The organism is Stenotrophomonas sp. AR029 (assembly GCF_047520695.2).
GTDB lineage: Bacteria > Pseudomonadota > Gammaproteobacteria > Xanthomonadales > Xanthomonadaceae > Stenotrophomonas > Stenotrophomonas sepilia.
Genome location: NZ_JAXBQQ020000001.1, coordinates 1 through 26,062, shown reverse-complemented (window position 1 = coordinate 26,062; position 26,062 = coordinate 1). Strand labels below are relative to the sequence as shown.

Sequence of the window (26,062 nt, the reverse complement as noted above, 5' to 3'; positions counted from 1 at the left end):
CTGCCGGGAGGGGTTGTCCATGCGTGTGCGTGCCGTCGCTGTAGCCATTGCCCTTTGCCTGTCCAGCACCGTGCTGGCCGCCGATACCCCGCCGATGACCCCGGATATCAGCGGCAAGCCGTTCGTTGCCCCGGATGTCGGTCGCGACTACGACAAGCGCGTGGTGATGGTGCCGATGCGTGATGGCACCAGGCTGTACACGGTGATCGTGGTGCCCAAGGGCGCCCACAATGCGCCGATTCTGCTGACCCGGACCCCCTATGATGCTGCCGGTCGCGCCAGCCGCAGTGATTCGCCGCGCATGCGCGACCTGTTGCCGCAGGGTGACGAGGTGTTTGTCGACGGCGGCTACATCCGCGTGTTCCAGGATATCCGCGGCAAGCATGGCTCCGAGGGCGATTACGTGATGACCCGGCCGCTGCGCGGGCCATTGAACAACACCCAGGTCGACCATTCCACCGACGCCTGGGACACCATCGACTGGTTGGTGAAGAACGTGCCGGAGAGCAATGGCAAGGTCGGCATGCTCGGCTCGTCGTACGAGGGCTTCACCGTGGTGATGGCGCTGACCGACCCGCACCCGGCACTGAAGGTGGCCGCACCACAGAGCCCGATGGTCGATGGTTGGATGGGCGACGACTGGCTCAATTACGGTGCGTTCCGCCAGGTCAACTTCAACTACTTCGCCATGCAGACCGAGAAGCGCGGCAAGGGTACGCCGCTGCCCAGCCTCGGCTACGACGACTACAGCACCTTCCTGCGCATCGGTTCGGCCGGTGACTATGCGCGCTTCACCGGCGTGGACCAGCTGACCTGGTGGAAGAAGCTGGTCGAGCATCCGGCCTATGACGGCTTCTGGCAGGGCCAGGCGCTGGACGCGGTGATGGCAAGGACACCGCTGAAGGTGCCGACCATGTGGCTGCAGGGCCTGTGGGACCAGGAAGACATGTGGGGTGCCAACCACGCCTATCAGGCGATGGAAGGACGCGATAGCGGCAACAACCGCAATTACCTGGTGATGGGCCCGTGGCGACACAGCCAGGTGAACTACAGCGGCAGCGAACTGGGTGCGCTGATGTTCGACGGCGATACCGCGCTGCAGTTCCGCCGCGACGTGCTCAAGCCCTTCTTCGACCAGTACCTGGTGGATGGCGCGCCGAAGGCCGATACGCCACCGGTGCTGATCTACAACACCGGCGAAAACCACTGGGACCGCTTGAAGGGTTGGCCGCGCAGCTGCGACAAGGGGTGTGCCGCCAGCAGCAAGCCGCTGTACCTGCGCGCCGGCGGCAAGCTGGCGTTCCAGGCACCGGCGGCGGGCGAGGGTGATTTCGAGGAATACGTGTCCGACCCGGCCAAGCCGGTGCCGTTCGTGCCGCGTCCGGTGCGCTTCGGTGACCGCGACATGTGGACCACCTGGCTGGTCAAGGACCAGCGCTTTGTCGATGGTCGCCCGGACGTGCTGACCTTCATCACCGAACCGCTGACCGCGCCGCTGCGCATCGGCGGCGCGCCGGTGGTGCATCTGCAGGCCTCGACCAGTGGCACCGACAGCGACTGGGTGGTGAAGCTGATCGACGTGTATCCGGACCAGGAAGCGTCGACGCCGGAAATGGGGGGCTATGAGTTGCCGGTGTCGCTGGCGATCTTCCGTGGCCGCTACCGCGAGAGCTTCAGCGATCCGAAGCCGCTGCCCGCCAACCAGGTGCTGCCGTACCGTTTTGACCTGCCCAACGCCAACCACACGTTCCAGAAGGGCCACCGGGTGATGGTGCAGGTGCAGTCCAGCCTGTTCCCGTTGTACGACCGCAACCCGCAGACCTACGTGCCGAACATCTACCTGGCCAAGCCGGGCGATTACCAGAAGGCCACGCAGCGCGTGTGGCACAGCGCGGCGCAGGCCAGCTACATCGATCTACCGGTGTATTGAGGCCCGCAGGGTGACGCCGGGCCGTGCCTGGTAGCACGTGGTAGTGCCGGTCGCTGGCCGGCATCCGCGATGGCGCAGGAGCGTGTCGACCAAGGTCGACACCTACCAAAGCTGGGCCATGGCATGCCGATCGACCAAGGTCGACACCTACCGGGCAGAGGCTTTCAGCCGACCTTCGAGGGGTCCGTACGCCAGCGGCTGGGGACCAGGCCGAAGCGCTTGCGGAACGCGGCGGCGAAGTTGCTGGGGTGGCGGTAGCCGCTGGCGGCGGCAGCCTGCTCGACGGTCCATCCGTTTTCGCGCAGGCCCTGTTCGGCATGGCGCATGCGCTGCTCATGCAGGTAGTCGAACACCGAGCTTCCATATTGCTGGGCAAAATGGCGGCGCAAGGAGCTGGGGCTCATGCAGGCCAGCTGGGCCAGTTCGATCAGGCTGTGGGCATGGCTGGGGTCGTCATGCAGATAGCTGCGCACTCGCTCCAGCCGCTCGCGCTGGCCGGCGCGCAGCGTGCGTATATGCTCGGTCTGCATATCCTCGGCCTGCAGGCCGACGGCCAACACCTGCAGGGCCACGCCTTCGCGCCACAGCGCATCGATGTCGTCCTGCCAGGGGCTGTCGAACAATTGGGCGAGCGTCGGCAGCAAGGCATGCGGAATGGCCCAGTGGCGGCACTGCAGAGGGGAATGAAGGACCCGTTGCAGTGCCGGCAGGCGCAGCATGTCCACGTCCAGATCGGCCGGTACGCTCAAGCTGACCCCGCGCAGGTGGCTGCCACCGGGATGCAGCCCGGCCATCGACACAGGTTCATGGTGGCTGGTGGTCATGCCTGTGCCGGCGCGCAGGGTGAACCCCTTGCGACGAGGAAACTGGACATCCACTTCGCCCTGAAGCATCAGGCGGATGGTCAGGCCGGCACCGTGCACAGCGGTGGCCGTGTAGGTGAACCGGTTGTGCACGTCCGAGGCGATCAGGCCCAGGCCACCGCGCAGTGACTGTTCGTGGACGTCGCCACGCCCTGCCCATTGGTCGTCGCGCAGTTCACTCCCTTCGATCCGGTAGTCGTAGCCATGGCGTTCGCCGAACTGGCGGTAATCAGCAAAAGTGAAATATCGGGACATCGCTCTGCGCAAACACAGGTTGAATTGAATGTGTCGAAGAATCTGGAAGCGTTTCCCATTGTCGCCGCGATTCGCGCGCTTTTGACTTCGATAAGGTCAAAACGATTGGCGATTACGGCCAAAGTGAAAATGCCGAAGAACATACGCCGGCGTTTTGCACGCATATCCGTACGTAGTTCCATACATAAACTGCGGTTGAGGTTTCATGGCTGGAACGATCTGGAGATGCGATGTCAGCCCGACCATCACGGGCGTGCGCGTAGGGTGGGTGGGTTGGCTGTTGCAGGCCACTTTGATACCCCCACCGATGGAGAATGGAGATGATTGATTACCAGTTGACCGGCAAGACCGCGATCGTGACCGGCGGCGTGTCGGGCATCGGCCTGGCCGTGGCCCAGACACTGGCCACATCCGGTGCCCGTATCTCGGTCTGGGACCTCAAGCAGGATGCAGTGGATGCCACCGTGGCGCAGTTGCGCAGCACCGGCACACAGGCCATCGGCATCGCGCTGGACGTCACCGACGACGCGGCGGTGGAGGCAGCGGTGCAGCGCACGATCAAGGAACTCGACGGCCTGCACGTGGCGGTCAACAACGCCGGCATCAGCGGGCCGGCGGCCAGCAGCGGCGACTATCCGATTGATGGCTGGCAGCGCGTGATCGATGTCAACCTCACCAGCGTGTTCCTGTGCCAGCGTGCGCAGATCCAGGCCATGCGCGCGGCCGGCACGGGCGGCAGCATCATCAACATGGCCTCGATCCTGGGCCAGGTGGGCTATGCCGGTTCCACTGCGTACGTGGCGGCCAAGCACGGCGTGGTCGGGCTGACCCAGACCGCCGCCTGGGAGCATGCGGCCGACGGCATTCGTGTCAACGCGGTCGGCCCGGGCTTCATCAGCACACCGCTGCTGGAGAAGATGGACCCGAAGGTGCGCGCCACGCTGGAAGGGCGGCACGCGTTGAAGCGGCTGGGTACGCCGGAGGAAGTGGCCGCATTGGTAGCCTGGCTGGCCAGCGACGATGCCTCGTTCGCGACCGGCACGTACTACGCCATCGATGGTGGCTACCTCGCGCAGTGATGCGCTGAACGCGGGTTGCGGCGTCGCCGGGCGATGCCCGGCGCTACCGGGTGAACGCACTGTGGGGTGGTCTTCACCTCTGTGCCACGCATGCCACGCGACGCTCGGGGAAATACCCGGAGCCTGCCCATGGAACTCACCCAGGATGTCTCGATCCTGCTGCGCGTAGCCGCAGCGATGCTGTTCGGCGGTGTGCTCGGTGTCGAGCGGGAAATGGGCAAGCACGCCGCCGGCCTGCGTACGCACATGCTCATTGCCGGAGCGGCGGCATTGATCGTCGGTCTCGGCGACTCGGTGGCCGAGCATTTCCAGCAGGAGCGTTACCGCGATCTGCTGCAGGTTGATCCGGTGCGCCTGATCGAAGCGGTGGTGGCCTGTGTCGGCTTCGTGGCCGCTGGCACCATTCTGCGCGGCTCACGCGAGGACCAGGTCAGCGGCTTGACCACGGCCAGTTCGCTGATCATGGCGGCGGCGATCGGGATTGCGGTGGGGATCAGCAAGTACGTGATCGCGATCGGGGTCAGCGTGCTGTGCGTGCTGGTGCTGGCGGTGATGCGGCGGTTGGAGAAACGGATCTCGTAGGGAAGGTCGAGTTGTCGGCCAGCGGCCGGCACCATAATGGCTCTAATGGTCGGACCAATATGAAGGCTAGCCCTATGGTCTAATAGGCTCTTCGTCGGAGAGGCGGTTAAATCCGCTGCAAGTGGTCTGATCTCGATCATTAATGGTAATACCAATGATCGACGGCCACGGCGACCCACCGCCTGCGGTGGGCTCCTTCCGTTTCCAGTCGAGAGTCTTCATGCAGCCCTGGCAACACCTGTACGACCCCGCCGGCAACCTGTGGTTGTCGAGCCTGATCGCGCTGCTGCCGATCGCGTTCTTCTTCGTTGCCCTGGCAGTGCTGCGCATGAAGGGCTGGCTGGCCGGCACGATCACCGTGGCCATCGCACTCAGCGTGGCCCTGTTGTTCTACCGCATGCCGGTGCCCCAGGCGCTGGGCGCGGCCGGCTTCGGTTTCGTCTACGGCCTGTGGCCCATCGCGTGGATCATCATCGGTGCGGTGTTCCTCTACAAAGTTTCGGTCAAGACCGGGCAGTTCGACATCATCCGGGCCTCGATCCTCTCGGTGACCGAAGATCAGCGCCTGCAGATGCTGATGGTCGGCTTCGCTTTTGGCGCCTTCCTGGAAGGGGCGGCCGGTTTCGGTGCGCCGGTGGCGATCACCGCAGCGTTGCTGGTCGGGCTGGGCTTCAAGCCGCTGTATGCCGCCGGCCTGTGCCTGATCGTCAACACCGCGCCGGTAGCGTTCGGCGCGATGGGCATTCCGATCATCGTGGCCGGGCAGGTCACCGGCCTGGACGCATTCGAGATCGGCCAGATGGCCGGCCGCCAGTTGCCGTTCCTGACCATCATCGTGTTGTTCTGGATCATGGCGATCATGGATGGTTGGCGCGGTATCAAGGAGACCTGGCCGGCGGTGCTGGTTGCGGGTGGTTCGTTCGCCATCGCGCAGTACCTGACCTCCAATTTCATCGGCCCGGAACTACCGGACATCACCGCGTCGCTCGCGTCGCTGGTGTGCCTGACCCTGTTCCTGCGCCGCTGGAAGCCGGTGCGGATCTTCCGTTTCGACACCGAAACCAGCGCCGAGGCGGCCGCACAGGCACTGGAGGCACCGCGCCACAGCGTCGGCCAGATCGCCAGGGCATGGTCGCCGTTCCTGATCCTCACCGCGATGGTCACGCTGTGGAGCATCAAGCCGTTCAAGTCGCTGTTCGCGGCGGGCGGTCCGCTGGAAGGCTGGGTGCTGAAGATCCCAGTGCCGGGCCTGGACCAGCTGGTGCAGAAGATGCCACCGATCGTGGATGCGCCGCTGAGCTATGACGCCATCTACAAGTTCGACTGGTTCTCGGCTACCGGTACCTCGATCATCCTGGCCGGGGTGATTGCCATCATCGTGCTGCGCATGCCTGCACGTTCGGCGCTGCAGACCTTCGGCGAGACCGTGCGTGAGCTGCGCATGCCGATCTACTCGATTGGCATGGTGCTGGCGTTCGCCTTCATCGCCAACTACTCGGGACTGTCTGCCACGTTGGCCCTGGCACTGGCGCATACCGGCGACGCGTTCCCGTTCTTCTCACCGTTCCTGGGCTGGCTGGGCGTGTTCCTGACCGGTTCGGATACCTCGTCCAATGCCTTGTTCTCGGCACTGCAGGCCACCACCGCACAGCAGATCGGCGTGTCCGATGTGCTGCTGGTAGCGGCCAACACCACCGGCGGTGTCACCGGCAAGATGATCTCACCGCAGTCGATCGCCATTGCCTGCGCGGCGGTCGGCCTGGCCGGCAAGGAGTCGGATCTGTTCCGCTTCACGGTCAAGCACAGCCTGATCTTCACCACGATGGTCGGCCTGATCACCCTGGCCCAGGCTTACTGGCTGACCTGGATGATTCCCTGAGCCATGCGCGGCTGGCCGACCACCCGCTGCGCGCTTCGGGCCACAATGGCGCCATGAGCACGCAACGTATTTCGGACAAGGTGGCTGCGCAGCTGCGCGGCCTGGTGCAGGAACAACAGCTGCGGCCGGGCGACCGGCTGCCGGCCGAGCGCACCCTGGCGGTGCAGCTGGGGGTCTCGCGCACCGCGCTGCGCGAGGCCATCGCGCAGCTGGCCAGCCAGGGCCTGTTGACCGCACGGGTCGGTGGCGGCACCTACGTGGCCGAGCCTGCGGCACGCGCGCGGCAGGCGCTGGATGAACCGCTGGCGCCGTACCTGCCGCTGTTCCAGGGCGACCCGGAATACCGCTTCGACGTGCTGGAGATCCGCCACGCGCTGGAAGGTGCCACCGCTTGGCATGCGGCGCTGCGTGCCACCGACGAGGACCGCGCGCGCATCGCACAGGCCTTCCAGACCATGATGGACGCGCACGGCAAGGACGACCCCACCGGCGAGGCGGAGGCCGACGCGGCCTTCCACCTGTCCATCGCCGAGGCCTCGCACAACCTGGTGCTGCTGCAGGTGATGCGCGGGCTGTTCGAACTGCTGCAGACCAACATCTCGCAGAGCCGCGAAAAGCTCTACACCTCGGCGAAGACCTTCTCGCCGCTGTCCGACCAGCACCGCGAGATGATGGATGCGGTGCTGGCCGGCGACCCCGAACGCGCGCGCGCCGCCGCGCATGCCCACCTCGAGTTCGTGCACACCACGCTGCGCACCCTCGATGACAACGAAGCCCGGCGTGCGCGGGCCTCGCGCCTGCCTTCCCCCCACGGTTGACCCCATGATCATCTCCGCCTCCACCGATTACCGTGCTGCTGCCGAACGCCGGCTGCCGCCGTTCCTGTTCCACTACATCGATGGCGGCGCGTATGCCGAGCACACGCTGAAGCGCAACGTTTCCGACCTGTCCGACATCGCGCTGCGCCAGCGCATCCTGCGCAACATGTCCGACCTGAGCCTGGAAACCCAGCTGTTCGGCGAAAAACTGGCGATGCCGGTGGCGCTGGCGCCGGTCGGCCTGACCGGAATGTATGCGCGGCGCGGCGAGGTACAGGCGGCGCGCGCGGCCGACAGCCGCGGCATCCCGTTCACCCTGTCCACGGTGTCGGTGTGCCCGATCGAGGAAGTGGCACCGGCCATCCAGCGGCCGATGTGGTTCCAGCTGTACGTGCTGCGTGACCGTGGCTTCATGCGCAACGCGCTGGAGCGGGCGCAGGCCGCCGGCGTGACCACGCTGGTGTTCACCGTGGACATGCCGGTGCCGGGCGCGCGCTACCGCGATGCACACTCGGGCATGAGCGGCCCGAATGCCTCGCTGCGCCGTATCGGCCAGGCCATCACCCATCCGCACTGGGCGTGGGACGTGGGCCTGTTCGGCCGCCCGCATGACCTCGGCAACATCTCCACCTACCGCGGCAACCCGACCGGGCTGGAGGATTACATCGGTTGGCTGGGCAGCAACTTCGATCCCTCCATTTCGTGGAAGGACCTGGAGTGGATCCGCGAATTCTGGAAGGGCCCGATGGTGATCAAGGGCATCCTCGACCCGGATGACGCGCGTGATGCGGTGAAGTTCGGTGCCGATGGCATCGTGGTCTCCAATCACGGTGGCCGCCAGCTGGACGGCGTGCTGTCCACCGCACGTGCGTTGCCGGCCATCGCCGATGCGGTGCAGGGCGACCTGAAGATCCTCGCCGATTCCGGCATCCGCACTGGCCTGGACGTGGTGCGCATGTTGGCGCTGGGGGCCGATACCGTGCTGCTGGGCCGCGCCTTCATCTATGCGCTGGCCGCGCAGGGCGAGGCCGGCGTGGCCAACCTGCTGGACCTGATCGCCAAGGAAATGCGCGTGGCGATGACCCTGACCGGTGCGCGCCGCATCGCCGACATCGGCCGCGACTCGCTGGTCAGCCTGCCATGAGCGGCCACGCCGCCGTGCTGGCACAGTTGCGCGATGCGGTCGGCAATCGCCATGTAATGACCGGCGACAAGGCTACGCGCCGCTTCCGCCGCGGCTACCGTTTCGGCGATGGCCCAGTGCTGGCGGTGGTGCGCCCGGGGACGCTGCTGGAACTGTGGCGCGTGCTGCAGGCAGCGGTGCAGGGCGGCGCGGCGATCATCCTGCAGGCGGCCAACACCGGCCTGACCGGCGGCTCGACCCCGGACGGCGATGACTATGGCCGGCCGATCGTGCTGGTCAACACGCTGCGCCTGACCGGCATCCAGTTGTTGAACGAAGGCCGCCAGGTGCTGTGCCTGCCCGGTGCCACGCTGGACCGCCTGGAGCAGACGCTGGCTCCGCTGGGTCGCGAACCGCATTCGGTGATCGGCTCGTCCTGCATCGGTGCCTCGGTGCTGGGCGGCATCTGCAACAACTCCGGTGGCGCGCTGGTGCGACGTGGCCCGGCCTACACCGAGCTGGCGCTGTATGCGCAGGTCGATGCGCAGGGCCAGTTGCAGCTGGTCAACCATCTGGGCATCGCGCTGGGTGATACGCCCGAGCAGATCCTGCAGCGCCTGCAGGCCGGTGACTACACGGCCGCCGACGTGGGCGATGGCGACGGCCGTGCGGCTTCCGATCCACGCTATGCCGAGGAAGTACGCAAAGTCGGTGCCGATACTCCCGCACGCTTCAATGCGGATCCCAGCCGCCACTTCGAGGCAGCGGGATCTGCCGGCAAGCTGGCAGTGTTCGCGGTGCGCCTGGACACCTTCGAGAAGGAGGCTGCCGAGGTCTTCTATATCGGCAGCAATCGCACCGACAGCCTCACCGCGATCCGTCGCCAGCTGCTGACCGGCTTCGAGCGCCTGCCGATCGCGGGCGAGTACATTCACCGCGATGCCTATGACATCGGCGAGCGCTACGGCAAGGACAGCTTCCTGCTGATCGATCGCCTCGGTACCTCCCGTGTGCCCGCAGCGTTCGCATTGAAGAGCCGCGTCGATGGCTGGTTCGAACGGCTGGGCCTGCGCGGGGTGACCGACCGGGTGATGCAGGTGCTGACCGGCCTGCTGCCCTCGCACCTGCCAAAGCGCATGGGCGAGTTCCGGCAACGCTACGAGCATCACCTGTTGCTGAAGGTCTCTGCCCAGGACGCTGCGGAAACCGAGGCCTGGTTGCGCGGGTTCTTCGCCGGGCACGAAGGCGGCTATTTCCACTGCACGGCCGAGGAGGGACGCAAGGCGTTCCTGCATCGCTTCGCGGTGGCCGGTGCGGCAGTCCGCTATCGTGAAGTGCATCGTGAGCAGGTGCAGGACATCGTCGCGCTGGATATCGCATTGCGCCGCGACGATACGGATTGGTTCGAGCAGTTGCCGGCCGATATCGACGGCCGCCTGCTGCACAAGCTGTACTACGGTCACTTCCTGTGCCACGTGTTCCACCAGGACTACATCGCGCGCAAGGGCGAAGACCCGGTGGCGATCGAGCATGCGATGTGGGCGCTGCTGGACCATCGTGGCGCCGAGTATCCGGCCGAGCACAACGTCGGCCACCTGTACCCGGCCAAGCCGGCGCTGGCAGGTTTCTACCGGCAGCTGGACCCGAGCAATACCTTCAACCCGGGTATTGGCCAGACGTCGAAGGCGAAGGGGTGGGGCAGCTGCGATTGCAGTGGGCATTGAGGACGGACAGGGCAGTCGAGCGTGGCTCGACGCTACAAGGGCGATGCCGGGCAGGTCCGCCGCCGTCCGGGTAACGGTTACCATCGGAATCCCAGCCACAGGAGCCGCCCATGCCTTCCATTCCCGTCCGCGCCGCCCTGTGCGCTGCATTGCTGGCGACCCCGCTGCTGGTGCTGGCGCAGTCTTCTATCCTGCCGCAGCAGCGCGATGCCGCCGGAAACGTGATGGAACCGCTGGGGCAGGTGCTGGAACAGGGCGGGCAGGGCGAAGTACGCACGCAGTACTGCACGCTTGATCGTGTCTGGTGCGTGCGTGTGCAACCGGTGGCCGAGGACGGTGATCGGCCAACGACGCTGGAAGTCTCTGAACGGGTGGCCGGCGAAAGCGAAGCGCATACCTACCACGTCAGCATCGACGTGCCGCAGGAAAGCGAGCTGTCGCTGTGGCCGTGGATCGTGCGTCTGGCTCCGGGTATCGGCAGCGATGAGCCGGTGACCGACCCGCAGCAGCGCGCCCACCAGAATGTGCTGGTAGGCGGCATCGTCAAGTTCAGCACCATGTACTCCGGTGGAGGTGCCGACGCGTCCACGCTGCAGTTGGCACGCGTGCGCCACCTGCAGGACGACATCCAGGTGGACGACGACGTGCTGACGGTGCCATGGCTGGGCAATGCGATGATCCGTGCGTGTTTCAGCGAGCAGGACATGAAGCAGCGCGCAGGCGCCTGCCACGACGAATACGGGTTCTCGGCCAGGCTCGGGCTGGATCCGGTGGCCGAGGGCATGCCGGTGCTGCGCTACCAGACGGTGGCAACCCGCTTTCCGGCGGGCGTTTCGCGTTTCGAGGATTCGCTGGCCAAGGGCCCGCTGAAGAAGAAGGACCTGCGCACCGAGCAGGACCCGGCATGCAGCTACACGCGGCTGTTCCGCTTCAATGATGGGGTGTTCCACCCCGACCAGGCGCTGCCGGACTGCGCGGGGTATACCGAACCCTGAGCCCTAGAGAGCCGAGCCATGCTCGACTCGGGTTCTCGCGTGGCCCGACCGCAGAGCAGCCGAGCGTGGGCTCGGCTCTACAAAAACTGAGGCGGCGCTTACTCGCAACGGGTAGCGGTGATGATGTTGTCCTTGTCCACGTACACGCGCAGGCGATCCTGGCGGATGTCCTTCGTGGTGATGGTGCTGGGGCCGATCGGGTTGACCAGGCCGGCGCCGCTCTCGCTGGACAGGCGGCGGATGTTGGGTTCGTTGGCCGGCTGGCCGATTGCCCAGCCCAGCTGGCTGGCATCGCAGTGGCCGGTACCCTTGACCTGCGGGCCAGGGGTGCTGACGCAGGCCGACAGCAGCAGGGCCGACGCAGGCAGTAACAGGGACAGACGGAAGGCGGACATGCGAGCGCTCCTGCGCAGGGAAGATGGCGGAACGATAGCACCCGTCGCGCGAAAGGCGTCAGCACTCCGGTCATTGCCGGCACAGCGTGGTCATTGCATAGTGGGAGGGATGGCTGGCAGCACGCCAGCGGGCAGGCCGGGCCATTCCGGTGCAGGTGTTGGATACGCTATGACGGCAGGCAGTTTGCGCGACAAGCGCAGGGCGAGAAGAGTACTGGCAGTGTCGGTGCTGGGCGTGGCGTTTGCCGCCTCTGCCATCGAGCCGACGCCGGACGCCGCTGCGGAAGCGCCGGTGTTCGGTGCCTGGCGCAACCTGCAGACCGAGGCAGGCTACGCACCCGCCCAGCGCAACCTGGCGTTCGCGATGCTGCCGCAGGCCGCCACCCGCGGCGATCGATTCGCCATTGTCGATCGTGAGGGCAAGCGCGCGGTGTGCTGCCTGCAGGTGGCCAGCCCGTCGCTGGGCGTGGCCGCACTGCGCGAGCAATACCACCTGCCACAGGCCTGGGTGACCGACCTCAGCAATGGCCGCAGCCCGGCACGCCCCTACCTGCCGCACGTCTATGCGATGCAGCGCGTGGATGAACTGGCTGACTATGGTTTCACCGATGTGCCGGGGGCCTACAGCGACCTGGGGGGGCTGCTGATTCCCGAAGGTGCCGCGCTGGAGGCCGATGGCAGCGCCGTGCGCCTGGGTGATGACCGTTATCCCCTGCATTTCCAGCGCCAGCCGCACGCCGAAGATGATGGCGCACTGGACCGCTACACCCTGCAGGCGGGCGACGGCGTGGCTCCGATCGTGGTTGAAGTGCCGTTCGGCACCTACTGATTGCAGCACCGCGCTGGCTAGAATGCAGTGCGGCGCCGCCTGCCGTGCCTGTTCCGTGAGTCGCCGCCGTGTCCCTGCGCTCGTTGCTGCTGTCGCCGCTGCTGCTGTTGTCCGCCTGTGCGAGCGCGCCGCCTCCGCCGCCCGTCCATTCCGATGCGCTGTGGCGCCTGATCGAGCGTGACTGCCAGGCAGCTGACGGCCCGCGCGGCAGCTGCCTGCGGGTGGAGACGGCGGCCGGCCGCCGTGACGTGCTGGTCAAGGATGCACACGGTGACTACCAGTTCCTGCTGATGCCGCTGGACAAGGTAAGTGGCATCGAGAACCGCGGTCTTTACCAGCGTGGGGCGCCCAACTATTTCGCGGCCGCCTGGCAGGCGCGCGCGCACACCGAACAGGCCCTGGGCCAGCCATTACCGCGCAACGTAGCCAGCCTGGCGCTGAATTCACCGCACGGACGGTCGCAGCACCAGTTGCATATCCATGTCGATTGCCTGCGCACGGACGTGCTGCAGGCCCTGGATGCACACGCCGGCGCCCTGGGGCCACGCTGGTCACCGTTGCCGGTGCTTCTGCGCGGGCATCAGTACCAGGCCTATCTGTTGCCCGGTGCGGAAATGACCGCCAATCCGCTCAACCTGCTGGCCTATGGCCTGAGCGGCGTAGGCGATGTGGGCCAGTGGAGCCTGGTGGTGGCCGGACGCGATGACGTGCAGGGTGGCCCCGGCTTCATCCTGCTGGCCACCCGCGTGGATGCCGCCAGTGGCAACGATGCCAGCGGCGAAGAACTGCAGGATCACGCCTGCACGGTGCTGATCGGCGCGGGTGCGGCACTGGAGCGGGTGCGCTAGCCGATCCGCTGCAGGTGGCTGTGCCACGCTGGCGCGGTAAGCGCCAGCAACTGGCGGTCATGCCATCCCTCGGCGTCCAGGTGGAAGTCGCGCAGGATGCCTTCACGCATGAAGCCCAGGGCCTGCAGTGCCTGGGCGAAAGGGGTGGTGCAACCCGGTGGCAGCAGTACGAAGATGCGATGCAGGCCGACATTGTCGAACAGGAACGGGCACAGCGCGCGCAGTGCGGCCTGTGGATGGGCGTTGCGGTGCTGCAGCGACTGCAGTTCTGCGCAGCGCGAATGCAGTGACTGCAGGCGGACATGCAGTTGGTCGTGCAGGATGCCCTGCGCGTCGTCGAACACGCCCAGTACCAGCAGATCGTTGTCTTCCTGTAGGCGTGAACGATGGACGCTGGCGAGGAAGCGGGCCTCTTCATCAATGCCGTAGGAAGGCCGTTGGCCGCGCTGGCGACGGTCGTCGAAGGTGCGCCAGCGCGGCAGATCGGTGCGCTGGAAGGAACGCAGGGTGATGGGCGTTGCCTGGAGGTGCAGCAGGTGGCGGCGCAGGACGGGGCGCAGCGGGGCGAGGTGAGTGTAGGTGGCGCGGTTGGTCATCCATGCACGATGCGTATCGGAAGCGCGCCAGACCATGCAATTCATTGCAAAAGTGTGGCGGTGCCGTGGGTCCGTCTGATTCGGTTCAGGCATAAGCCCATCAGGGCTGGTCATTTCCGTTGAAACCACCCATTCAGGACACTTTCGTTACGGGATCGTTATGTGCCGCACAGGCCACGGCTCCCCCGTACACCCGCCCACTCCCCCAGGAAGCCCATGTCCGCCTCCCACAAGGCGTTGCGCCCGCGTCCGCTGGTGCTCGCGCTGTCGTCCCTGATGCTGGTCTCGCTGCCGGCCTTCGCGCAGGAAAGCGCACCCACCACATTGCAGGAAGTGAAGGTCACCGGCTCGCGCATTCCCCGTGCCAGTGTCGAGGGGCCCTCGCCAGTGACGGTGATCAGCCGCGAGCAGATCGATGCGCAGGGCTACCGCAATGCCTTCGACGCGCTGAGCGCGCTGACCGAGAACACCGGCAACGTGCAGGGCGAGGACTTCGGCAATACGTTCACGCCGGCCGCCAACACCATCAACCTGCGTGGACTGGGTCCGAACCGCACGCTGGTGCTGGTCAACGGCCGCCGCCAGGCCGACTACCCGCTGGCCTACGAGGGCTCGGTGAACGTGGTCAACCTCGCCAACATTCCCAGCGCCCTGATCGAGCGCATCGAGGTGCTCGCCGCGGGTGCGTCGGCGGTGTATGGCTCCGATGCCATCGCCGGCGTGGTCAACATCATCCTCAAGGACCGCTTTGAAGGCGTGGACGTGAACGTGCGCGCCGGCGGCACCCAGCAGGGCGGGGGTGACAACCAGCGCGCGCAGGTGGTCGGTGGCAGTTCCGGCGAGCGTTGGGATGCGCTGTTCGGCTTCGAGTTCGACGTGCGCAAGGCGATCCACGCGCGCCAACGCGACTTCATGGATTCACTGGACGATGATCCGGCCGGCAAGGCACCGCAGGCGACCGCGATCGCCTATCGCCGCAATGCTGCCACCGGCCGCAACATCGATCCGGGCGTGAGCGGCTGCGACGCAGCGTCGGGCATTTATGGCGGCAGCGTGTTCCGTGCCAACAACCCGCGCCAGGGCTGGTACTGCGGCAGCAACGAGGCCGCCGCCAGCTACTGGACCATGCAGACCCAGAAGCGCAACCTCAATGGCTATGGCCTGTTGACCTTCCACGTCAACGACACCACCGACCTGTTCGCCGATGTCGCCGTGGGCAGCGCGCGCATCTACAACAACACGCGCGCGCCGACCTGGACGTCCTCACGCAACTACTTCTACAACCAGAACAGCGGAAACCTGGAGAGCTGGTACCGCCGCTTCGCGCCGGAAGAAATCGGTGGCCTGCCGCGCAATGCCAATCGGTTCCTGGAGAACTCGTGGTCGTTCAACGTGGGCGCACGCGGCCAGATCGGCGACAGCGGCTGGGACTACGAGGCGGTCTACAGCCGGTCGCGCTACGAGAACCGAACCCGTCGCCCGGTGCTGCTGGCCGGCATCAACGAGTACCTGCTGGGCCCGAAGCTGGGCGTGCGCAATGGCGTGGAGGTCTATGCGCCGGACCCGGTGCGCCTGTTCAAGCCTTTGACTCCGAACGAGTATGCGGGCCTGTCCGACTATCAGGAAAGTCGCAACGCGGCGTGGCTGCAGACCTTCAGTGCCAGTGTCAATGGCCGCCTGTTCGCACTGCCGGGCGGCGATGCTGCGCTGGCCGCAGTGGTCGAGGCCGGCAGCCAGGGCTACCGCAACCGCCCGGACCCGCGGCTGGGCACCGGCGAGTTCTGGAACACCAGCGCCGGTATCGGTGCCGGCGGTGATCGCGATCGCTATGCGGCCGGCGTTGAACTGCAGTTGCCGTTGCTGCAATCGCTGACCACCACGCTGGCCGGCCGCTACGACCAGTACCGCGCAGGCGGCGAGCACATCGGCAAGGCGACCTGGAGCTTCGGCGTCGAGTTCCGCCCGATCGAGAGCCTGTTGATCCGCGGCTCTGCCGCGACCAGCTTCCGTGCGCCGGACATGAACTACGTGTTCGCCACCGAGACCCGCGGCTACAACCCGGGCATGACCGATTACTGGCGCTGCCGTACTGCAGGCCAGTCGTACGACAACTGCGACTACAACGGCCTGTCGATCGACTACAGCAACCGCGCCAACGCACAGTTGCAGCCGGAAACCGCAAAGTCGTACGGCTTCGGCGTGGTCTGGTCGCCGCTGTCCGGGCTGGATTTCAGCGCCGACTACTACGACATCCGCATCGACAACGAGGTGACCAGCCTCGATACCAGCCGTATCCTGCGTGACGAGGCCGATTGCCGCCTGGGCCGCACGCTGGGCGGCGAAGCGCGCGATATCGGTTCACCGCTGTGCCAGGACGCACTGTCGCGGGTGATCCGCAATCCGTCCAACGCCACGGTGCAGCCGGACCAGGTGACCCGCGTGCTCATCAATCCGATCAACGCGGCCTCCGAATCGGTGCGCGGCCTGGACCTGAAGGGCAACTGGCGTTTCGATGCCGGCCGCTATGGCCGCTTCACCACGCGCCTGGCCTACACCGTGGTGCTGGAGCACAAGTACCGGCAGTTCTCCGATGATCCGGAGCGTGACATCCGCAATTCGCTGGATGATTACCAGTGGCGCAGCAAGGCCAATGGCAGCATCACCTGGAACCAGGGTGACTGGACCACCACGCTGTACGGCAATCGTTTCGGTTCACTGCCGAAGACCGATGGCAGTGGCCGCATCGCGCCGTACATGACCTACAACGCCAGCGTGTTCCGCCAGTTCGGCGAGAACCTGTCGGTGGGCGTGATCGTCAACAACCTGCGTGACAGCCGCCCGCCGGCAGACAGGAACGGGGGCGGCTGGCCGTTCTACCCGGTCGGCAACTACGACCCGTATGGCCGCCAATACTGGCTGCAGCTGGATTACCGGTTCCGTTGATCCGGCAGGCGAACGAAAGGCCCGGCATTGCCGGGCTTTTCTTTGTGCAGTGCACCGGTGCTGCCGCTGCGCGCGTGGCATGCTGTGGCGATACCCGGAGGATGATGCGCATGGATGCCAGAGTGTGGAGTGTGATTGCCGTGCTGGCCATTGCCGGTTGCAGCAGCAAGCAGGCGGCCAGTGTGGACGATGCTGCGGAGGCGGCCAGCGCCGCGCCCGTGCCGTCTCTTTCCAATGCAGTGACCGATGCTGGATCAGCGCGCGTGCCAACGGCATCGACGCGTGCGACGGCCGGGCAAGGGCCTGCGGATCCGGAGGGACACTTCCTTGAGGGCGAGCGCTTGCTGTTGACTGAAGGAGCACTGTCGGCGGAAAAGAGCGACGTGATCCTGGGCTCGGACAACGCCTTTGCGCAGGCGATCAGCCAGTTCGAGCAGGATGCGGCGGGCCACCCGGAAGTGCAGGACCTGACCCGGCTCTACAGGACGGCTGCGACCCGGCTCATCGGCAGCGACGGCACGCTGGTGTCTTTTGCCTGTGGCTACAGCCTGTGTGTCGGCGAGATCCGCAGCCGCACCGATGAGGATTTCAGCGCCTGGTCCGAGGCGATCGGCATGGACAAGGCGAGTCCGGCCTACAGCCTGGCCACGGCACCGATGACGTGGGGCAGGGACCAGCACGGTGGGCGTTTCGTGTTCTCGGTGGACCCGGCCGCCAACGCCATCACGGGTCGGTAGCGGCGGGATATGCCCGGGACCCACTGCGCGTTACGGCAGCGCCTGCTGCAGGTATGACTCGATGACGTAGCTGAAAGGCTGCTGCTGGCGGTCGCGCAACAAGGCACGCACCTCGAGGATCACGCCGTGATCGCCTTCGCCCCGCGGCGGCCAGAACGTCTGGTCAGCCAGGGTCTGGCGCTGGAAACCGAGCGGGCCGACCACGCGACCGAACGGTTCGTCGGTGCTGTCCAGCACCTGGTTCATGGCCGGGCTGAGGTGGCCAGGCAGGTACCAGTTGTCGGCCTCGGACAGCACGCGGCTGCCGCAGACCAGCTGTACGCGGCGATAGCGCAGTTCGGTACCCGGCGTCGCGCCCAGCGCCTGCAGAACGTCGGCGGGGGCAGGCTTGTCCTGGCCGTGCACGCGCACCGCGCGCACCCGGGCTTGTTCGGCCAGCCCATGTTCGGCGCACCAGTGTTCCAGCGTGGCGGTGGCGCTCTGCCCGGACAGCACGCGCTGGTGCAGGCGCTCGACCAGTGCAGCCGGTGCGATGCGCTGCTGGCCCGGCGGCGACTGCAGCGGTGCAGCGGCCGCAGCATCAGTGGCGGACAGGCTGGCGATCGGGGCGGCGGCAAGCAGGGATGCGGCCTGCCAGCGGCGGAGACGATCGTGGCGGTCGGACGGGCCCATGCGGCATCACAACGGAAACAGGCGCCCATGTTACCTGTTCAGGGGTGTGCACGGCGTGGCTGCGACCGGTTGTCGCAGGCGCAATCATCGTCCTGGTGAATGCGTGCCATCCAGATATTTCGTTGGTCGATGGGTGCAGCGGGGCGCACGATGGCGGCAGTCTTGGCATTCCAGGAGTTCCCGATGACCCTCCAGTTCGTCCATGGCGGTGTCGACCGCAACGGTGCGCCGCTGCATTTCCATATCCGTGATGGCCGCATCAGCGGCCTCAATGGCGAGGCCTCGCCGGCCGACGGGGCGGAATGCGTCGACCTGCAGGGCTTCGCGGTCCTGCCCGGGCTGGTCGACGGCCACATCCATCTGGACAAGAGTTTTGTCGGAGACCGCTGGCACCCGCATCAGCCGGTGAACAGCCTGCGTGAGCGGCTGGCGGTGGAGAAGGCCGCGGTAGCGGGTGCCGCGCCGATGGTGGACCGTGCCGAGGCATTGATCCGCCAGTGCAGCCGCTTCGGCACGGTGGCCATGCGCTGCCACGTCGACATCGACGGCAGCACGGGCCTGCGTCATCTCGAGGCGGTACGCGAGGCCTCGCTCCGCTGTGCCGGCCTCATGCGCATCCAGCTGGTAGCGTTCCCGCAGGCCGGGGTGATGTCCTGTCCGGGTACCGCCGCCGTGCTTGAGCAGGCCCTTGCAGCGGGCGTGGAGGTGCTGGGAGGCATCGACCCGACCACGCTGGATGGCGATGCCGAAGGCCAACTGGCACTGCTGTTCGGCCTGGCCGAGCGCTATGGCGTGCGCCTGGACATCCACCTGCACGAGCCCGGCGAAACCGGACTGGCCCAGTTGCTGCGCATTGCCGCGCGGACCCGGGCCGCTGGCCTGCAGGGGCGGGTGGCGGTCAGTCATGCCTACTCGCTGGGCGAAGTGCCGCTGGCGCGCGCGGTGCAGGTGGGCGAGGCGCTGGCGACGGCGGGCGTAGCGATCATGAGCAACGCGCCGGGGGATCATCCGTTCCCGCCGCTGCGTGCGCTGCATGATGCCGGCGTGCGCGTGTTCGCTGGCAATGACAACATCCGTGACTGCTGGTGGCCGTACGGCAACGGCGATCTGCTGCAGCGGGCGATGCTGCTGGGCTACCGCTCGGGCTTCTACACCGATGCCGACCTGATGCTGGCGCTGGACATGGTCACCACCCACGCCGCGCAGGTGATCGGGCTGCCGCAGCACGGCATTGCCGAAGGCCTGCCGGCCACCTTCGTGGCGGTGCGCGCCGATCACGGTCCGGCGGCCGTGGCCGCAGTGCCGGTGGAGCGACGCGTGGTGGTGGACGGCCGCTGGCTGTAGATCCAGGCCGCGCCAACCTCTGTAGCACCGAGCCATGCCCGGCGGCTTTCAGGCGTAATCGTCGGCGCGGGTAGCGACGAATTCTTCCAGCCACGCCAGCAGATGGGCGATGTCGATGACCTCGCCCTGCTCCACGCGCTTGAGCAGCAGGGTGCTGGCGCCGATCTGCAGGCTGCTGTCGGCATGGCGCAGCACCGCATCGATGCCCCAGGCATCGGTGACCTGCATCCAGGCCAGGCCCGGCACGCGCTGGGCCAGAATGTCACTGAACGCCACGCCCAGCGCTTCCCAGCCGCCGCAGTCGTCACGATCGATCAGTTCGGCATCGACCACGCGCTGCAATGTGCTGGCGGCCAGCGGCCATTGCACCGGCAACGTCGGGAAGCTGGCGGCCACGCGTGAGGCGATCCGTGCACGCTGGTGCTGCAGGTGCGTCTGCAGGGCTGCAGGCAGGGGATCGAATCGGGTCGGGGGTTGGTCGGACATGGCGAGGCGCCGTGGAGCACGGAAGCAGGGGGCACTGTACGAGGCGATGATTCCCGCCGTGCGGCAAGATTGATCAGATATCGATGATCAATGCGCGAAAGGCATCCACGCGTGGCGTGGATCTATAGTGGTCAGTCCGGTTCGCGCTGTACCTGCCGCCACAGCTCGCTGGCCAGTGCCCGCACCGCATCATCGGCATCGGCACGATGCAGCAGACCGATTTCGTAGTTGTCGATCACCGGCAGCCCGCGCTCGCCATCGATGATGCGGTGCTCGCGCGTGACCGCGCGGCGCGGCAGCAGGCTGACGCCGATGCCATCAGCCACCGCGCCCTGGATGCCACTCAGCGACGAACTGGTGAAGGCAATGCGCCAGCGCAGGCCCAGCGCTTCCACGGCGTGGATCATCTCGTCGCGGTACAGCCCTCGCGGCGGGAAGGTGACCAGCGGCAGCGGGTCCTGCTGCAGGCAGCTGCTGCGCAGGCTGTCGATCCAGTGCATCGGCTCGTGCCGGCAATGCACCGCCTGGCGGCTGTTGCGGCGTTGCTTGACCAGCACCAGGTCCAGCTCGCCGTGGTCGAAGCCCTGGGCCAGGTCACGGCTCAGGCCGCTGCTGATCTCCAGCTTCACCTGCGGGTGGCGGCGGCTGAAGGCGGCCAGCATGCGGGTGGTCTGCGGGTTGACGAAGTCTTCGGGTACGCCGATGCGGACCGCAGTTTCCACCGTCGCGCCGGCCAGCGCCTGTGCCATTTCCTCGTTCAGGTCGAGCATGCGCCGCGCATAGCCGAGCAGGGTGTGGCCGGCGTCGGTGGGGTGTACATCGCGGTGGCCGCGCTCGAGCAGGCGATGCCCGGCCAGTTCCTCCAGCCGCCGTACCTTCTGGCTGACCGTGGACTGCGTCGAATGCAGGCGCGTGGCCGCCGTGGTGAAGCTGCCGCAGTCGGCCACCATCACCAGCGCCCGCAGCAGGTCCAGTTCGAACAGGGTTCTATTCGATTTGGCACTGTCTTGCATTTGAACATTTCACTTCTGGATACCCAGGCCGACTTCTACCATGCGGGGCAGGGGCCGGCAATGCGCGGCTCCTGCGACCATCGCCCTGCGGCGATGGAGAAAAGGAGACACCGTGATGCGCTTCCATTGCCCTGCTGGCTGGCCTGCACCGTTCACGCGCGTGCTGTTGTTGTGTCTGCTGGCCATGGTCACCCCTGCCTGCACTGCCACCTCCAGAGCCGACGCAGACGCGCGCCTGCGTGATGCCGCCAGCCGCGGCGACGCCGATGCGGTGCGACAGGCGATCGAGGATGGCGCCACGCTGGAGGCGCACGATGGCCAGGGCCGCACGGCGCTGCTGCTGGCCACGCAGGGCAACAACGTGGATGCCGCGCGCGAACTGATCGAGGCCGGGGCGGACGTCAATGCCAAGGATGCGCTGCAGGACAGTGCCTACCTGTATGCCGGCGCGCGCGGCCTGGATGAGATCCTGGCGATGACCCTGGCGCACGGCGCCGATCTGCGCAGCACCAACCGCTATGGGGGCACTGCGTTGATTCCGGCCGCCGAGCGCGGCCACGTCAGCACCGTGCGCATGCTGCTGCGTGCAGGTGTGGCGGTGGACCACGTCAACCGCCTGCACTGGACCGCGCTGCTGGAAGCGATCCTGCTTGGCGACGGTGGTGAACGCCATGTGCAGATCGTGCAGCTGCTGCTGGAGGCCGGTGCCGACCCGGAGCTGGCCGATGGCGATGGCGTAACGCCACTGGCGCACGCGCGCCAGCGTGGCTATGCCGGCATTGAAACCCTGCTGCGCCAGCACGGCGCGGCGCGCTGAACCGCTACTCCTTCCACCCGCACGCTGGCCGTGCCTACCAGGATGCTGTCCATCATGTTCCGTTCCCGCCCGTTGTCCCTTGCCATCCTTCTTGCGGTGGCGCCGCTGTCGGTATCTGCTGCCGAGCGCGCCGACCTGCTGATCCGCAATGCCATCGTGGTCGACGTCGAGCACGCCAGCACGCGGGCCGGGCAGAGCGTGGTGATCCGCGGCGAGGACATCGTCGCGGTGGGCCCGGACGCGCAGCTGCGCAGCCAGTGGAGCGCGGCCCGCCAGATCGATGCCAAGGGCAAATACCTGATCCCGGGCCTGTGGGACATGCATGTGCACTTCGGTGGTGGCCCGGCGCTGATCGAAGAGAACAAGGCACTGTTGCCGCTGTACATCGCGCACGGCATCACCACCGTGCGTGACTGCTCGGGCGACCTGCCCGAGCAGGTGCTGCAGTGGCGTGGCGAGATCGCCAGGGGCACGCTGTTCGGCCCGCGCCTGCTCAGTTCCGGCGCGAAGATCGAAGGCATCAAGCCGGTCTGGAAGGGCACGATCGAAGCGGGTAGCGAGGCCGACGTCGACAAGGCGATCACCCGACTGCAGCACGACAGGGTCGACTTCGTGAAGATCACCGACAGCACGCTGAAGCCGGATCTGTTCCTGTATTCGGCCAGCGCAGCGCGCAAGGCCGGCTTCAAGGCCTCGGGCCACATTCCGATGGCGCTGACGGTGGAGCAGGCGGTCGATGCCGGCCTGGCCTCGATCGAGCACCTGGACTACGCATTCAAGGCCGGCAGCAAGGACGAAGCGAAGATCGCCGCCGACTTCGGCGCCGGCCGCATCGACCGCGCGGAAGCCAATCGCCGCCTCGACGCCAGCTTCGACCGTGACACCGCGATGCACGCCTACCGTGATTTCGCCAAGCGCGGCGTATTCGTGACCCCGACCCTCAACGGTGGCCGTATCCTCGATTTCCTGGACCAGGATGACCACGCCAACGATCCGTACCTGGCCTACATCGGCCCGGGCCTGCGCGCGACCTACCAGTGGCGCGTGGACCGCGCCGCGAAGGCGACGCCGGCACAGATCGAGGCGCGCCACGCGCAGTACCACCAGGTGGCGGCCGTGCTGCCGTTGCTGCAGGAGGCGGGCGTGACGATCATTGCCGGCACCGATGCGGGCTTCCTCAACTCGTTCAACTTCCCGGGCATCGCCCTGCACCAGGAACTGCAGCTGTTCGTGAAGGAGGGTCTGAGCGCGCCGCAGGCGCTGTCGGCCGCAACCCGTTCCGGCCCGGCCTGGTTCGGCCAGATGGACCGTTACGGTGATGTCGCGCGGGGCAAGGCCGCCGACCTGGTGCTGCTGACCGCCAACCCACTGCAGGACATCGCCGCCACCGAGAAGATCGACAGCGTGATCCTGCGCGGCAACGTGTATGACCGCGCCGCGCTGGACAAGATGCTGGCCGACACCAAGGCCAAGGTCGCGGCGTGGAATGCCGAGGCTGCGAAGGCGCAATGATCGACAGGGTCGGATCCCTTCTCAACGGGAAGGGCTCTGACCCTGTGGTCTTGAACGAAATCCACGCCATGCGTGGATGATGCGGCCGGTGACCTAGCGCGGTGCCGGCCGCATTCCGTGCAGCTGCGGCAACGCGGCCTTCATCGCATCGATGAAGGCGCGCAGCCGTGGCGGCTGCTGGCGCGCGGCAGGAAACACGACGTGTACCGGCAGTGCCGGTGCCTGCCAGTCCGGCAGCAGCTGCACCAGCCGCCCTTGTGCGAGGTCGTCGGCCACCAGCCAGGCCGAGACCACCGCTGCGCCCAGCCCGGCGCGCGCAGCCTGCTGTACCACGAACAGGTTATCGCTGAGCAGGCGCGGGCTGATTGACAGCGTATGCGCCCGGCCCTGCGCATCATGCAGCAGCAGGCGTTCGCGGTAGTAGGTGACCAGCGAGATCCACGGCAGTGACTGTGCCTGTTCCGGCGTACTGACCGCCGTGGCGTCCACCAGCGAGGGCGCTGCCACGACGATGCGCGGCACTTCTGCGAGCGGCAGTGCAACCATGCGCGGTTCGTCGACAGGGCCCACCCGCACCGCGCAGTCGATGCCTTCTGCGATGAAATCCGGGCGACGATCTTCAAGGATCCACTCCAGGCTCAGCTGCGGGTGCTGGGCGAGGAATGCGAGCATGGTAGGCAGCAGCTGCGCCTGGCCAAAGGCGTGCGGCACCATCACCCGCAGGCGTCCGCGCAGCGTTTCCGGTTCGCCGTTCAGCTCGGCCTGCAGCGACTCCCATTCGTCGACCACGCGCTGCGCATGACGCTGGCAGCGCAGGCCGTCCTCGGTCAGTTGCAGGCCATGGGTGGAGCGCTGCAGCAGACGCAGGCCGAGCTGCCGCTCCAGTGCCTGCAGGCGTCGGCTGACCGTCGGCTGGGTGGTGCCCAGCTGCAGGGCCGCAGCAGACAGGCTGCCGGCATCGACGATGCGCAGGAAGGTGCGCAGCAGATCCAGGCGATCAGCGCCGGTGGCGAGGTCATTCATGCGTGTGGCGTATGAAATATATGTGCCAGAGCCTACTACAGACGTTTGGCGAATACAGGCAGGATACGCTCACTTCCTCTACGGGGCTCCCCCATGTCTACCCCCTCGCTGTCTGTTGCGGCCGCACCGGCGACCGTGCCTTCCGCCCCATTGGTGCTGGCAATGGCGGCCGGTGCCGGCTTCTCGGTCGCGTCGCTGTATTACAGCCAGCCCATGCTGGGCCTGATCGCCCAGGACCTTGGCGCCGGTGAGCGCGCCGCCGGCCTGGTGCCAACCTTGACCCAGCTCGGCTACGCACTGGGCATCCTGCTGCTGGCACCGCTGGGCGATCGCTTCGACCGCCGCCATCTGATCCTGTTGAAGTCCGCGCTGCTGGCGCTGGCACTGGGCGCCGCCGCGATGGCCGGGCACCTGCCGGGCCTGCTGATGGCCAGCCTGCTGGTCGGGCTGATGGCAACGCTGGCGCAGGACATCGTTCCCGCCGCTGCGGTGCTGGCACCGGATGCGCAGCGCGGCCAGATCGTCGGCCGGGTGATGACCGGCCTGCTGCTCGGCATCCTGTTGTCGCGGGTGGTCAGTGGCGTGGTGGCTGAAGCGTGGGGCTGGCGCACGCAGTTCGTGCTGGCGGCGGTATCCGTGGCGGCGATGGGCGCGGTGATGGCGCGTGCACTGCCGCGTTTCGCGCCGACCAGCACGCTGCGCTATCCGGCGTTGCTGGGTTCGTTGCTGGCGTTGTGGCGCGAGCAGCCGCAGCTGCGCCGTGCGGTGGCCAGCCAGTCGCTGCTGGCCGTGGGATTCAGCGCGTTCTGGTCGACCCTGGCGCTGATGCTGCATGCACGTCTGGGCCTCGGCAGTGCGGCGGCGGGTGCGTTCGGTATCGCCGGTGCGGCCGGTGCATTGGCCGCGCCGTTTGCCGGCCGTTTCGCTGATCGACTGGGGTGCCATGCGGTGGCACGGCTGGCGATTGCGGTGGCGCTGCTGGGCTTCGGCCTGCTGCTGGCCGAAGCCTGGTTGCCGGCCGCCGCGCTGTTGCCGTTGCTGGTGGTGAGTGCGCTGCTGTTCGACTTCGGCTTCCAGTCGGCGCTGGTGGCGCACCAGACCCTGGTCTACGGGCTGGTGCCGCCGGCACGCAGCCGGCTCAATGCGCTGTTGTTCACCGGCATGTTCATCGGCATGGCCGCCGGTGGTGCGCTGGGGAGCCTGGCGCTGGCGCAGTGGGGGTGGCACGGCGTGGCCTGGCTGGCGGTGGTGTGTGCGGGGGGCAGCCTGGCACTGCGTTTGAAGTAGGGGGTTGTTCGGCAGGGCTTGCAGCCCTGCACCTGCTGGAGGCAACAGCAACAGCAACAGCAACAGCGGGGTTCCTGTAGGGAGGCGGGGTGGGTCCGGTTGCGGGGGACGCCGTGAATCCCCAGTCCGGCCCAGCCGCTGGCGGCTGGGCGTTCGGGCGCTTGCGAAGCAATGCTTCGCAAGCGAAGCGCCCTCACCCATGGAGGCTCGGTCGCGCCATCCATGGCGCTCACGCCCCCGCAACCGGACCCACCCCGCCTTCTGTTGGAATGGCTCTTGGGGTCAGATCCGTTTTCCGGAGGAAAACGGATC

The 26,062-nt window shown here is 66.9% G+C and carries 23 protein-coding genes; 16 read left to right on the top strand and 7 right to left on the bottom strand.

Features of this window, described 5'->3' with window-relative positions:
* Window positions 1–19 precede the first annotated feature (19 nt).
* A complete protein-coding gene (locus tag ACM0PB_RS00115) occupies window positions 20–1,930 on the top strand; it encodes a CocE/NonD family hydrolase (protein ID WP_065185749.1) in 1,911 nt (636 codons plus the stop codon).
* A gap of 164 nt (window positions 1,931–2,094) precedes the next feature.
* Here ACM0PB_RS00115 and ACM0PB_RS00110 read toward each other — a convergent pair whose 3' ends face one another.
* Window positions 2,095–3,048 carry a helix-turn-helix transcriptional regulator gene (locus ACM0PB_RS00110; RefSeq protein ID WP_414604885.1) on the bottom strand — a complete coding sequence of 318 codons (954 nt, stop codon included), beginning with the start codon at window positions 3,046–3,048 and terminating at the stop codon, window positions 2,095–2,097.
* 320 nt (window positions 3,049–3,368) lie between these two features.
* Here ACM0PB_RS00110 and ACM0PB_RS00105 point away from each other — a divergent pair, with 320 nt between their 5' ends.
* From ACM0PB_RS00105 to ACM0PB_RS00075, 7 genes are all read left to right on the top strand, one after another.
* On the top strand, window positions 3,369–4,127 hold the full coding sequence (locus ACM0PB_RS00105) for an SDR family NAD(P)-dependent oxidoreductase (protein ID WP_065185748.1): 759 nt from the start codon (window positions 3,369–3,371) through the stop codon (window positions 4,125–4,127).
* 129 nt (window positions 4,128–4,256) lie between these two features.
* Entirely contained in the window at window positions 4,257–4,709 is a 453-nt protein-coding gene (locus ACM0PB_RS00100; RefSeq protein WP_005413774.1) for an MgtC/SapB family protein, read from the top strand.
* Between the two features lie 220 nt (window positions 4,710–4,929).
* Window positions 4,930–6,588: an L-lactate permease gene (gene lldP, locus ACM0PB_RS00095; protein WP_053499572.1), complete on the top strand. Its 1,659-nt coding sequence runs from the start codon at window positions 4,930–4,932 to the stop codon at window positions 6,586–6,588.
* Window positions 6,589–6,641: 53 nt separating this feature from the next.
* On the top strand, window positions 6,642–7,406 hold the full coding sequence (gene lldR, locus ACM0PB_RS00090) for a transcriptional regulator LldR (RefSeq protein ID WP_065185747.1): 765 nt from the start codon (window positions 6,642–6,644) through the stop codon (window positions 7,404–7,406).
* A 4-nt stretch (window positions 7,407–7,410) separates the two neighbouring features.
* Complete coding sequence (gene lldD, locus ACM0PB_RS00085; protein WP_065178497.1) at window positions 7,411–8,550, top strand: FMN-dependent L-lactate dehydrogenase LldD; 1,140 nt, start codon at window positions 7,411–7,413, stop codon at window positions 8,548–8,550.
* The gene (dld, locus tag ACM0PB_RS00080) at window positions 8,547–10,253 is read left to right on the top strand and encodes a D-lactate dehydrogenase (protein ID WP_065185746.1); all 1,707 of its coding nucleotides are present in this window, start codon (window positions 8,547–8,549) and stop codon (window positions 10,251–10,253) included. The genes lldD and dld overlap by 4 nt, the downstream gene beginning before the upstream one ends.
* Before the next feature lie 110 nt (window positions 10,254–10,363).
* Complete coding sequence (locus ACM0PB_RS00075) at window positions 10,364–11,248, top strand: hypothetical protein (RefSeq protein ID WP_065185745.1); 885 nt, start codon at window positions 10,364–10,366, stop codon at window positions 11,246–11,248.
* 98 nt (window positions 11,249–11,346) lie between these two features.
* Here ACM0PB_RS00075 and ACM0PB_RS00070 read toward each other — a convergent pair whose 3' ends face one another.
* Window positions 11,347–11,643: a hypothetical protein gene (locus ACM0PB_RS00070; protein ID WP_005417035.1), complete on the bottom strand. Its 297-nt coding sequence runs from the start codon at window positions 11,641–11,643 to the stop codon at window positions 11,347–11,349.
* Between the two features lie 169 nt (window positions 11,644–11,812).
* Between ACM0PB_RS00070 and ACM0PB_RS00065 the strand changes: the two genes are divergently transcribed.
* The gene (locus ACM0PB_RS00065) at window positions 11,813–12,472 is read left to right on the top strand and encodes a decarboxylase (RefSeq protein ID WP_065185744.1); all 660 of its coding nucleotides are present in this window, start codon (window positions 11,813–11,815) and stop codon (window positions 12,470–12,472) included.
* Window positions 12,473–12,540: 68 nt separating this feature from the next.
* Window positions 12,541–13,320 (top strand): CDP-diacylglycerol diphosphatase, encoded by a 780-nt coding sequence (locus ACM0PB_RS00060; RefSeq protein ID WP_414604197.1) that lies wholly within the window; start codon window positions 12,541–12,543, stop codon window positions 13,318–13,320.
* On the opposite strand, the gene ACM0PB_RS00055 is transcribed toward ACM0PB_RS00060, so the two are convergent.
* On the bottom strand, window positions 13,317–13,952 hold the full coding sequence (locus ACM0PB_RS00055) for a GNAT family N-acetyltransferase (RefSeq protein WP_005417030.1): 636 nt from the start codon (window positions 13,950–13,952) through the stop codon (window positions 13,317–13,319). The two genes, ACM0PB_RS00060 and ACM0PB_RS00055, sit on opposite strands and share 4 nt — an antisense overlap.
* Before the next feature lie 180 nt (window positions 13,953–14,132).
* Between ACM0PB_RS00055 and ACM0PB_RS00050 the strand changes: the two genes are divergently transcribed.
* Window positions 14,133–16,859: a TonB-dependent receptor plug domain-containing protein gene (locus ACM0PB_RS00050; protein WP_164093509.1), complete on the top strand. Its 2,727-nt coding sequence runs from the start codon at window positions 14,133–14,135 to the stop codon at window positions 16,857–16,859.
* 110 nt (window positions 16,860–16,969) lie between these two features.
* Complete coding sequence (locus tag ACM0PB_RS00045) at window positions 16,970–17,596, top strand: hypothetical protein (protein WP_065185778.1); 627 nt, start codon at window positions 16,970–16,972, stop codon at window positions 17,594–17,596.
* Window positions 17,597–17,626: 30 nt separating this feature from the next.
* Here the strand turns inward: ACM0PB_RS00045 and ACM0PB_RS00040 are convergent, their stop codons facing one another.
* Window positions 17,627–18,268 (bottom strand): hypothetical protein, encoded by a 642-nt coding sequence (locus ACM0PB_RS00040; protein WP_005417028.1) that lies wholly within the window; start codon window positions 18,266–18,268, stop codon window positions 17,627–17,629.
* 183 nt (window positions 18,269–18,451) lie between these two features.
* On the opposite strand from ACM0PB_RS00040, the gene ACM0PB_RS00035 reads away from it, so the two are divergent.
* Window positions 18,452–19,612, top strand: coding sequence for an amidohydrolase family protein (locus ACM0PB_RS00035; RefSeq protein WP_005417027.1), 1,161 nt, complete (start codon window positions 18,452–18,454; stop codon window positions 19,610–19,612).
* Window positions 19,613–19,660: 48 nt separating this feature from the next.
* On the opposite strand, the gene ACM0PB_RS00030 is transcribed toward ACM0PB_RS00035, so the two are convergent.
* Window positions 19,661–20,098, bottom strand: a complete 438-nt coding sequence (locus tag ACM0PB_RS00030; RefSeq protein WP_414604881.1) for a DUF3806 domain-containing protein — start codon at window positions 20,096–20,098, stop codon at window positions 19,661–19,663.
* 131 nt (window positions 20,099–20,229) lie between these two features.
* Window positions 20,230–21,111, bottom strand: coding sequence for a LysR substrate-binding domain-containing protein (locus tag ACM0PB_RS00025; RefSeq protein WP_005417024.1), 882 nt, complete (start codon window positions 21,109–21,111; stop codon window positions 20,230–20,232).
* Window positions 21,112–21,226: 115 nt separating this feature from the next.
* Here ACM0PB_RS00025 and ACM0PB_RS00020 point away from each other — a divergent pair, with 115 nt between their 5' ends.
* Window positions 21,227–21,928: an ankyrin repeat domain-containing protein gene (locus ACM0PB_RS00020; protein ID WP_065185738.1), complete on the top strand. Its 702-nt coding sequence runs from the start codon at window positions 21,227–21,229 to the stop codon at window positions 21,926–21,928.
* 54 nt (window positions 21,929–21,982) lie between these two features.
* Window positions 21,983–23,440 (top strand): amidohydrolase family protein, encoded by a 1,458-nt coding sequence (locus tag ACM0PB_RS00015; RefSeq protein WP_235646162.1) that lies wholly within the window; start codon window positions 21,983–21,985, stop codon window positions 23,438–23,440.
* A gap of 93 nt (window positions 23,441–23,533) precedes the next feature.
* Here ACM0PB_RS00015 and ACM0PB_RS00010 read toward each other — a convergent pair whose 3' ends face one another.
* The gene (locus ACM0PB_RS00010) at window positions 23,534–24,463 is read right to left on the bottom strand and encodes a LysR family transcriptional regulator (protein WP_005417015.1); all 930 of its coding nucleotides are present in this window, start codon (window positions 24,461–24,463) and stop codon (window positions 23,534–23,536) included.
* A gap of 93 nt (window positions 24,464–24,556) precedes the next feature.
* Between ACM0PB_RS00010 and ACM0PB_RS00005 the strand changes: the two genes are divergently transcribed.
* Window positions 24,557–25,750, top strand: coding sequence for an MFS transporter (locus tag ACM0PB_RS00005; RefSeq protein WP_032954258.1), 1,194 nt, complete (start codon window positions 24,557–24,559; stop codon window positions 25,748–25,750).
* Window positions 25,751–26,062 lie beyond the last annotated feature (312 nt).